The following is a 9,132-nucleotide window of genomic DNA, read 5'->3' on the forward strand; positions in this document are numbered from 1 at the left end:
CCCGGCGGCCCGGGGGCCGGGGGGGCCCCGCCACAGGGCCAGGGCCCCCGCGGCACCTGGGGGGGGGGGGCCCTTCGGGAGCCGTGTTACGGGAGCTGCGCCGCACGCGCCTCGCGGCGGTTGTGGCGGAACGTGTTCGCGCGACGGGTCGTCGCGAACAGCGGGATGGTCGCCGCCAGAGCGATCTGCAGTGCGCAGCCGGTCTGGAGCAGCAGCTGCCCGCCCGGGGCGTCGAACGCCCAGGCCGCCAGCAGGCCCATCGCGCCGACGATCCAGCTCAGCATCGCCACCGCGAGGACACCCCGCGGCTTCGGGTACTCGACCCGGCTCACCATCAGCCAGGCCACCCCGATGATCGCCAGCAGCGTCGGGACGAACGGCAGCTCCAGCAGCACGATCGAGACGACCGTCAGCGCGCCGAAGGGGCTCGGCATGCCCTGGAACATGCCGTCCTTCATCGTCACGCAGCTGAATCTCGCCAGCCGCAGGACCACCGCCAGCAGCACCACGATCGCCGCCAGTGCGGACATCTTCTGGTGTGCGTCGTCGGCGACCATGCCGTAGACCAGCACGAAGTACGCCGGCGCCAGCCCGAAGCTGATCAGGTCGGACAGGTTGTCCAGTTCCGCGCCCATCGGCGAGCTGCGCAGCTTGCGGGCCACGATGCCGTCGAAGAGGTCGAAGACCGCCGCGAGGAGCATCAGTATCACCGCGGTCGCCGCGCTGTGCCGGGCCATGCCCGACTCGCCGCTGCCGGTGAGGTGCGGGATGAGGATTCCGGTGGTGGTGAAGTACACCGCCATGAATCCGCAGGTCGCGTTACCGAGGGTGAGGGTGTCCGCTATCGACAGCCGCAGCGAGAGCGGCATGTCGTCTTCGGCGGACTCCTCCTCGGCGGCCTCGGGGACCCACCCACCCGACGGTGTGGTGGGAGTCTCAGGGTCAGTCACGGTCAATTCGGGTCACCCCCGCGGTGGTGGCCTGGCCGACCTCGACCGCGACCTCGACACCCTCGGGGAGGTAGATGTCGACGCGGGAGCCGAAGCGGATCAGACCGATGCGTTCGCCCTGCTCCACCTTGGTACCGGCCGGCAGGTACGGGACGATGCGGCGTGCGACGGCGCCGGCGATCTGCACCATCTCGATGTCGCCGAGCTCGGTGTCGAAGTGCCAGACAACGCGCTCGTTGTTCTCGCTCTCCTTGTTGAACGCCGGGACGAACCCGCCGGGGATGTGCTCCACGGACGTCACTGTGCCCGCGAGGGGCGCGCGGTTGACGTGGACGTTCAGGGGGCTCATGAAGATCGCGACCCGGGTCCGTCCGTCCTTCCACGGCATGATGCTCTGCACCACACCGTCGGCGGGCGAGATGACACGGCCCTGCGTGATCTCACGCTCGGGGTCGCGGAAGAACCACAGCATGCCCGCCGCGAGAGCGGTGGTGGGCACGGCCACTGCCGCCCAGCGGCCGGACTTGCGGGCCCGGGTGAGGCTGAGCGCAGCGGTGGCGACGGTCGGCAGAAGCCACGGCGATGCTCCGCGTGCGAGACGTCCACCGAGGATGCCGACGCGAGGTGCAGAGGTTTGGCTGTGGGGCATGGATGACCTTCGTAGCGGGTGATTGCCGCGCCGCAAACAGGGGGACGGGACGGCGGCTTTACTGGAATGCTATCGGTTGCACGCAACAACTGGGCAAGCCAGAAGCCGAGTCGATGGCCGTCAGCCAGTGACTGCCAGTGATTCTTTTGCGACGAACCCATGGAGGATCCGCCGCAAAAGGGACTTTCAGCCCTGCAGTCGGTACTCCTCGAGGAGTCGTCGACCGATGATCATTTTCTGGATCTCGGCCGTACCTTCACCGATCAGCAGCATCGGCGCCTCGCGGTAGAGGCGCTCGATCTCGTACTCCTTGGAGAACCCGTAGCCGCCATGGATACGGAAGGCGCCCTCCACCACCTCCTTGCAGTATTCGGAGGCGAGGTACTTCGCCATCCCTGCCTCGAGGTCGTTTCGTTCCCCGGAGTCCTTTTTGCGTGCTGCGTTGACCATCATGGCATGGGCGGCCTCGACCTTGGTAGCCATCTCGGCCAGCTTGAACTGAATGGCCTGGTGTTCGGCGATGGCCTTGCCGAAAGTGTGACGTTGCTGGGCATAAGAGACACCCAGTTCGAACGCACGCTGCGCGACGCCGCAACCACGCGCCGCCACGTTCACGCGGCCGACCTCGACGCCGTCCATCATTTGGTAAAACCCTCGGCCGGTCTGGCCGCCGAGGACCCGATTGGCCGGAATGCGCAGTCCATCCATGATGAGCTCGGTCGTGTCGACGCCCTTGTAGCCCATCTTGTCGATCTTGCCGGGGATGGTCAGGCCCGGGCGGACCTCACCGAAGCCCGGCTCCTTCTCGACGAGGAAGGTCGTCATCGACTTGTGCGGGGCCGTGCCCTCGGGGTGTCCTTCGTCACTTCGCACGAGGACCGCCACCAGCGTGGAGCTGCCGCCGTTCGTCAGCCACATCTTCTGGCCGTTGAGGACGTACTCGTCGCCGTCCTTGACCGCCTTGGACGTGATGGCCGACACATCGGAGCCCAGCGCCGGCTCGGACATCGAGAACGCGCCGCGCACCTCGCCCAGCGCCATGCGGGGCAGGAAGTGGTCCTTCTGCTCCTGCGTGCCGTGCTGCTTGAGCATGTACGCCACGATGAAGTGGGTGTTGATGATGCCCGAGACGGACATCCAGCCCCGCGCTATCTCCTCCACGCACAGCGCGTAGGTGAGCAGCGACTCACCCAGGCCGCCGTACTCCTCGGGGATCATCAGCCCGAAGAGGCCGAGTTCCTTGAGGCCGTCGACGATCTGCTGCGGGTACTCGTCACGGTGTTCGAGTTCGGTCGCGACCGGGATGATCTCCTTGTCGACGAACTCCCGGACGGTCTTGAGGATCTCCCGCTGGACGTCGGTCAGCCCGGCGGTCTGGGCGAGTCGGGCCATGGCTACTTCCCCTGTTCCTTCAGCTGCGGGCGGCCGGGCTGCTCGCCGCCGCGCTCCTTGATGTACGTCTCGGTCGGGACCATCACCTTGCGCCGGAAGACGCAGACGAGGGTGCCGTCCTGCTTGTAGCCCTTGGTCTCCACGTAGACGATCCCGCGGTCGTTCTTCGACTTGGACGGGGTCTTGTCGAGGACCGTGGTCTCGCCGTAGATGGTGTCGCCGTGGAAGGTCGGCGCCACGTGCCGCAGCGACTCGATCTCCAGGTTGGCGATGGCCTTCCCGGAGACGTCCGGCACGGACATGCCGAGCAGCAGCGAGTAGATGTAGTTGCCCACGACGACGTTCTTGCCGAAGTCGGTCGTGTTCTCCGCGTAATTGCTGTCCATGTGCAGCGGGTGGTGGTTCATGGTCAGCAGACAGAAGAGGTGGTCGTCGTACTCGGTGACCGTCTTCCCGGGCCAGTGCTTGTAGACCGCGCCGACCTCGAACTCTTCGTACGTGCGTCCGAACTGCATGGTCCTAGGCCTCCGGGATCTCGAACTTGGTGGTGCGCTGCATGCCGGCGGCGCGGCCCTTGCCCGCGATGACCAGGGCCATCTTGCGGCTGGCCTCGTCGATCATCTCGTCGCCGAGCATGGCCGAGCCCTTCTTGCCGCCGGCCTCGGAGGTGCACCAGTCGTAGGCGTCGAGGATCAGCTCGGAGTGGTCGTAGTCCTCCTGGGAGGGGGAGAAGACCTCGTTGGCCGCCTCGACCTGGCCCGGGTGCAGGACCCACTTGCCGTCGAAGCCCAGCGCCGCCGCCCGGCCCGCCACCTCGCGGTAGGCGTCCACGTCGCGGATCTGGAGGAAGGGGCCGTCGATCGCCTGGAGGTTGTGCATGCGGGCCGCCATCAGGATCCGCATCAGGATGTAGTGGTAGGCGTCCGCCGGGTAGCCGGGCGGCTGCATGCCCACGACCAGGGACTTCATGTTGATCGAGGCCATGAAGTCGGCGGGGCCGAAGATGATGGTCTCCAGCCGCGGCGAGGCGGCGGCGATCTCGTCGACGTTGACCAGGCCCTTGGCGTTCTCGATCTGCGCCTCGATGCCGATCTTGCCGACCTCGAAGCCCATCGTCTTCTCGATCTGGGTCAGCAGGAGGTCGAGCGCCACGACCTGCTGGGCGTCCTGGACCTTCGGCAGCATGATGCAGTCGAGGTTCTGGCCGGCGCCCTCCACGACGGTGATGACGTCGCGGTACGTCCAGTGCGTGGTCCAGTCGTTGACGCGCACGACCCGGGTCTTGCCGGTCCAGTCGCCGTTGTTCAGCGCGTCCACGATGGTGTGGCGGGCGCCTTCCTTGGCGAGCGGGGCGCAGGCGTCCTCCAGGTCGAGGAAGACCTGGTCGGCCGGCAGGCCCTGGGCCTTCTCCAGGAAGCGGGGGTTCGAGCCCGGCACCGCGAGGCAGGAGCGGCGCGGCCGCAGCCGGTTCACGGGAGACGTGGGCGTGGTCATGCGGGGACCTCCAGAGGGTCGAGCTTGTTCGCTTTCCGGATCTCGTCGACGATACGGCCGATGATCTCCGTGATGCCGAAGTCCTTGGGTGTGAAGACGGCGGCGACTCCGGCCGCCTTGAGCGCGATGGCGTCGGCGTTCGGAATGATGCCGCCGAGGACGACGGGTATGTCACCCGCCCCCGCGGTACGGAGGCGTTCCAGCACGTCCGGCACGAGCGCGCTGTGCGAGCCGGACAGGATGGACAGTCCCACGCAGTGCACGTCCTCGGCCAGCGCCGCAGAGGAGATCTCCTCGGGCGTCAGCCGGATGCCCTGGTAGACCACCTCGAACCCGGCGTCGCGGGCCCGTACGGCGATCTGCTCGGCGCCGTTGGAGTGGCCGTCCAGGCCGGGCTTGCCGACCAGCAGGCGCAGTCGGCCGGAGCCCAGGTCCTCGGCGGTCCGGGCGACCTTCTCGCGGACGAGGGCCATCGGCGTGCCCTCTTCGGCGGTGACGGCCACCGGGGCCGAGGAGACCCCGGTCGGGGCGCGGAACTCGCCGAAGACCTCGCGCAGGGCGTTCGCCCACTCGCCGGTGGTGACACCGGCCCGGGCGCATTCGAGGGTGGCCTCCATCAGGTTCTCGGTCCCGGCGGCGGCCTCCTTCAGGCGGTCCAGGGCCTGCATCACCGTCGGGAAGACGAACGGGTCGCCGCCGCCCTGCCGGTCCGAGGATTCCTGCCGCTCGGCGCGCCAGCGGCCGATCCGCTCGACCGTCAGGGCCTCCACGGCCCCGTCCACCGTCATGATCGCGCCGTCGAGATCGGCGGTGAGCGGGTTCGGTTCGGTCTGCTCGAAGCAGTTGACGCCGACGATCTTGTCCTCGCCGGCCTCGATGCGGGCCCGCCGTTCGGCGTGGGAGGAGACGAGCTGGGACTTCAGGTACCCGGACTCGACGGCGGCCATCGCGCCGCCCATCTCCTGGATCCGGTCGATCTCGGCCAGGCAGTCGGCGACCAGGGAGTCGACTTTGGCCTCGATGACGTGGGATCCGGCGAAGATGTCCTCGTACTCCAGCAGGTCGGACTCGTGCGCCAGGACCTGCTGGATGCGCAGCGACCACTGCTGGTCCCAGGGCCGGGGCAGGCCCAGCGCCTCGTTCCAGGCGGGCAGCTGCACGGCGCGGGCGCGGGCGTCCTTGGAGAGGGTGACCGCGAGCATCTCCAGCACGATGCGCTGGACGTTGTTCTCCGGCTGTGCCTCGGTCAGGCCCAGGGAGTTGACCTGGACGCCGTACCGGAAGCGGCGCTGCTTGGGGTTCTCGATGCCGTAGCGCTCGCGGGTGACCTGGTCCCAGATGCGGCCGAAGGCGCGCATCTTGCACATCTCCTCGATGAAGCGGACGCCTGCGTTCACGAAGAACGAGATGCGGGCGACCACTTCGCCGAAACGATCCTCCGGGACCTGGCCCGAGTCGCGCACCGAGTCCAGTACGGCGATCGCGGTGGACATCGCGTACGAGATCTCCTGGACCGGGGTGGCCCCGGCCTCCTGGAGGTGGTACGAGCAGATGTTGATCGGGTTCCACTTCGGGATGTGGTTGACCGTGTACGCGATCATGTCCGTCGTCAGGCGGAGCGAGGGCCCGGGCGGGAAGACGTGCGTCCCGCGCGAGAGGTACTCCTTGACGATGTCGTTCTGGGTGGTGCCCTGGAGCTGGGCGATGTCCGCGCCCTGCTCCTCGGCGGCCACCTGGTAGAGCGCCAGCAGCCACATGGCGGTGGCGTTGATCGTCATCGAGGTGTTCATCTGCTCCAGGGGGATGTCCTGGAACAGCCGCCGCATGTCGCCCAGATGGGAGACCGGGACCCCGACCCGGCCCACCTCGCCGCGGGCGAGGATGTGGTCGGGGTCGTAGCCGGTCTGCGTCGGAAGGTCGAACGCGACCGACAGGCCGGTCTGGCCCTTGGCGAGGTTGCGGCGGTACAGCTCGTTGGACGCCTCGGCCGTGGAGTGGCCGGCGTACGTCCGCATGAGCCACGGACGGTCTTTCTGGCGCTCTGTCATCTCAGGCTGTCCCTCTGGGCCCTCGGACGTCTCAGACGTTGCGGAAGCGGTTGATGGCGTCGATGTGCTGGGCGCGGAGCTCCTGGTTGCGGATGCCCAGGCCCTCCTCGGGGGCGAGCGCGAGGACGCCGACCTTGCCCTGGTGGAGGTTGCGGTGGACGTCGTAGGCGGCCTGGCCGGTCTCCTCCAGGGAGTAGACCTTGGACAGCGTCGGGTGGATCTTGCCCTTGGCCACCAGGCGGTTGGCCTCCCAGGCCTCGCGGTAGTTGGCGAAGTGCGAGCCGACGATCCGCTTGAGCGACATCCACAGGTAGCGGTTGTCGTACTCGTGCATGTAGCCCGAGGTCGAGGCGCAGGTGGTGATCGTGCCGCCCTTGCGGGTGACGTAGACGGAGGCGCCGAAGGTCTCGCGGCCGGGGTGCTCGAAGACGATGTCGATGTCCTCGCCGCCGGTCAGCTCGCGGATGCGCTTGCCGAAGCGCTTCCACTCCTTGGGGTCCTGGGTCTGCTCGTCTTTCCAGAACTTGTAGCCCTCGGCGTTGCGGTCGATGACCGCGGTCGCGCCCATCGCGCGGCAGATGTCCGCCTTCTCGGGGGAGGAGACCACGCAGATCGGGTTGGCGCCGCCGGCCAGCGCGAACTGGGTGGCGTACGAGCCGAGGCCGCCGCTGGCGCCCCAGATCAGGACGTTGTCGCCCTGCTTCATGCCGGCGCCGTTGCGGGAGACCAGCTGGCGGTAGGCGGTGGAGTTGACCAGGCCGGGGGAGGCGGCCTCCTCCCAGCTGAGGTGGCCGGGCTTGGGCATCAGCTGGTTGGACTTGACGAGTGCGATCTCCGCCAGGCCGCCGAAGTTGGTCTCGAAGCCCCAGATGCGCTGCTCGGGGTCGAGCATCGTGTCGTTGTGGCCGTCGGAGGACTCCAGCTCGACCGAGAGGCAGTGCGCGACGACCTCGTCGCCGGGCTTCCAGGCGTTGACGCCGGGGCCGGTGCGCAGCACGACGCCCGCGAGGTCGGAGCCGATGACGTGGTACGGGAGGTCGTGGCGCTTGGTGAGCTCCGACAGGCGCCCGTAGCGCTCCAGGAAGCTGAAGGTGGACACGGGCTCGAAGATCGAGGTCCACACGGAGTTGTAGTTGACCGACGAGGCCATGACGGCCACGAGGGCCTCGCCCGGGCCGAGTTCCGGCACCGGGACCTGGTCCAGGTGCAGGGACTTGCGCGGGTCCTTCTCGCGGGTGGTGAGCCCGGCGAACATCTCCGCCTCGTCCTTGTGCACGGTGATCGCGCGGTACGAGTCGGGGAGCGGCAGATTCGCGAAGTCGGCGGGCGTAGCGGCCTGCGACTGGATCGCGTCCAGGATGTCCTTCACGGTGTTGCCTCCGGCGAAGCGCTGATGAGGGTGCGCTGAGGGATACGCGGGTGCGTGGAACGGGTGTGGTGTGGTGCTGCGGGTGCTGCGGAATGCCGTCGGTCCGGCGGAGCTGTGGTGCGGGCGACGCCCGTGGTGGGGCGTGCGGTGCCTGGTGACGCAGGCATCCGGGGCGCGGTTCGTGCCGAGTGGGCGTGGACCGCGGGGACATCCGGACGAGATTCAACGTATGGCACCCCGTGTCACTCAGCAAGGCACCGCGTGCCAAAACTTTCTCTCATTTGCCTATTGACCTGCGCATATGAGCGATGATCGATCAGAGTTACCGGCGAGTAGGGGCAAGTCGGACAAACAAAAGCGGCCGCCCCCGGAACGGGAGCGGCCACTGTGATGTGCGTGACTCGTGTGTCTACTGCTTGTTTCTCAGCGCTTCCTCGATGGTCCGCATGACCTCGTCGAGCGGGGCGTCCGTCCGGGCCACCGCCACCAGCACCTCGCCCTGCGTACGGACCTCCGCCGGCGCGGCCGGGGCCGGCCCGGTGGTCAGGGTCCGGCCCGCGCCGATCCCCGTGCCGAAGGTCTTCCGCACGATCGAGAAGGCGTGGTCCAGCTGCGCCTCCACGTCCCCCTGGCCCCCCGCGCGCAGCCAGCGCCGCAGTACGTGGTTGTGGGCCGTCACCACCGCGGAGGCGGCCACCTCGGCCAGCAGCGGGTCGTCATTGCCGTCGTGGTGGTCGGTCTCGTCGAAGTGGGCCAGCAGGTAGCGGGTGAACAGCCGCTCGTAGCGGGCCACCGAGGCGATCTCCCGCTCCCGCAGCGCCGGCACCTCGCGGGTCAGCCGGTAGCGCTCCACCGACACCGCCGGCGAGGCGGCGTACATCTTCATGACTTCCTTGATCCCGCGGCACACCGTGTCGAGCGGGTGCTCGTGCGCCGGGGCCACGTCCAGCACGGCCTCGGCCCTGGTCAGGGTGTCGTCGTGGTCCGGGAAGATCGCCTCTTCCTTGGACCGGAAGTGCCGGAAGAACGTCCGGCGCGCCACCCCCGCCGTCGCGGCGATCTCGTCGACCGTCGTCGCCTCGTACCCCTTGGTCGCGAACAGCTCCATCGCGGCGGCGGCGAGCTCGCGCCGCATCTTGAGCCGCTGCGGGGCCCCCCGGGGGGGGGGCCCCCCCCCCCGGGGGGCGGGGGGCGGGGGGGGGGGGGGTTAAACAAAAGAACCCGCCCCCC

7 protein-coding genes and 1 pseudogene are annotated in these 9,132 nt (G+C 68.5%); all 8 read right to left on the reverse strand.

Annotation, left to right across the window (positions count from 1 at the left end):
* Positions 1–86 precede the first annotated feature (86 nt).
* Entirely contained in the window at positions 87–869 is a 783-nt protein-coding gene (locus ACFXA3_RS25005) for a CDP-diacylglycerol--serine O-phosphatidyltransferase (protein ID WP_376193511.1), read from the reverse strand.
* Positions 870–942: 73 nt separating this feature from the next.
* Positions 943–1,599 carry a phosphatidylserine decarboxylase gene (locus ACFXA3_RS25010; RefSeq protein ID WP_030868027.1) on the reverse strand — a complete coding sequence of 219 codons (657 nt, stop codon included), beginning with the start codon at positions 1,597–1,599 and terminating at the stop codon, positions 943–945.
* 186 nt (positions 1,600–1,785) lie between these two features.
* Positions 1,786–2,991, reverse strand: a complete 1,206-nt coding sequence (locus ACFXA3_RS25015) for an acyl-CoA dehydrogenase family protein (protein ID WP_385190351.1) — start codon at positions 2,989–2,991, stop codon at positions 1,786–1,788.
* A gap of 2 nt (positions 2,992–2,993) precedes the next feature.
* Positions 2,994–3,506 carry a MaoC family dehydratase gene (locus tag ACFXA3_RS25020; protein WP_030155134.1) on the reverse strand — a complete coding sequence of 171 codons (513 nt, stop codon included), beginning with the start codon at positions 3,504–3,506 and terminating at the stop codon, positions 2,994–2,996.
* Between the two features lie 4 nt (positions 3,507–3,510).
* Positions 3,511–4,485 (reverse strand): HpcH/HpaI aldolase/citrate lyase family protein, encoded by a 975-nt coding sequence (locus tag ACFXA3_RS25025; RefSeq protein ID WP_385190353.1) that lies wholly within the window; start codon positions 4,483–4,485, stop codon positions 3,511–3,513.
* Positions 4,482–6,533 (reverse strand): protein meaA, encoded by a 2,052-nt coding sequence (locus ACFXA3_RS25030; RefSeq protein WP_385190355.1) that lies wholly within the window; start codon positions 6,531–6,533, stop codon positions 4,482–4,484. Before ACFXA3_RS25030 ends, ACFXA3_RS25025 begins: the two co-directional genes overlap by 4 nt.
* A gap of 31 nt (positions 6,534–6,564) precedes the next feature.
* Complete coding sequence (gene ccrA, locus ACFXA3_RS25035) at positions 6,565–7,902, reverse strand: crotonyl-CoA carboxylase/reductase (protein ID WP_385190358.1); 1,338 nt, start codon at positions 7,900–7,902, stop codon at positions 6,565–6,567.
* Between the two features lie 409 nt (positions 7,903–8,311).
* A pseudogene (locus ACFXA3_RS25040) lies at positions 8,312–9,061 on the reverse strand (TetR family transcriptional regulator); the annotation flags it as partial.
* Between the last annotated feature and the right edge of the window lie 71 nt (positions 9,062–9,132).

Source organism: Streptomyces sp. NPDC059456 (assembly GCF_042750055.1).
Taxonomy (GTDB): Bacteria; Actinomycetota; Actinomycetes; order Streptomycetales; family Streptomycetaceae; genus Streptomyces.

Coding starts and splice junctions, on each gene's coding strand:
- ACFXA3_RS25020 (WP_030155134.1), bottom strand. CDS start 3,506: ATGCAGTTCGGACGCACGTACGAAGAGTTCGAGGTCGGCGCGGTCTAC.
- ACFXA3_RS25030 (WP_385190355.1), bottom strand. CDS start 6,533: ATGACAGAGCGCCAGAAAGACCGTCCGTGGCTCATGCGGACGTACGCC.
- ACFXA3_RS25015 (WP_385190351.1), bottom strand. CDS start 2,991: ATGGCCCGACTCGCCCAGACCGCCGGGCTGACCGACGTCCAGCGGGAG.
- ACFXA3_RS25005 (WP_376193511.1), bottom strand. CDS start 869: ATGCCGCTCTCGCTGCGGCTGTCGATAGCGGACACCCTCACCCTCGGT.
- ACFXA3_RS25025 (WP_385190353.1), bottom strand. CDS start 4,485: ATGACCACGCCCACGTCTCCCGTGAACCGGCTGCGGCCGCGCCGCTCC.
- ACFXA3_RS25010 (WP_030868027.1), bottom strand. CDS start 1,599: ATGCCCCACAGCCAAACCTCTGCACCTCGCGTCGGCATCCTCGGTGGA.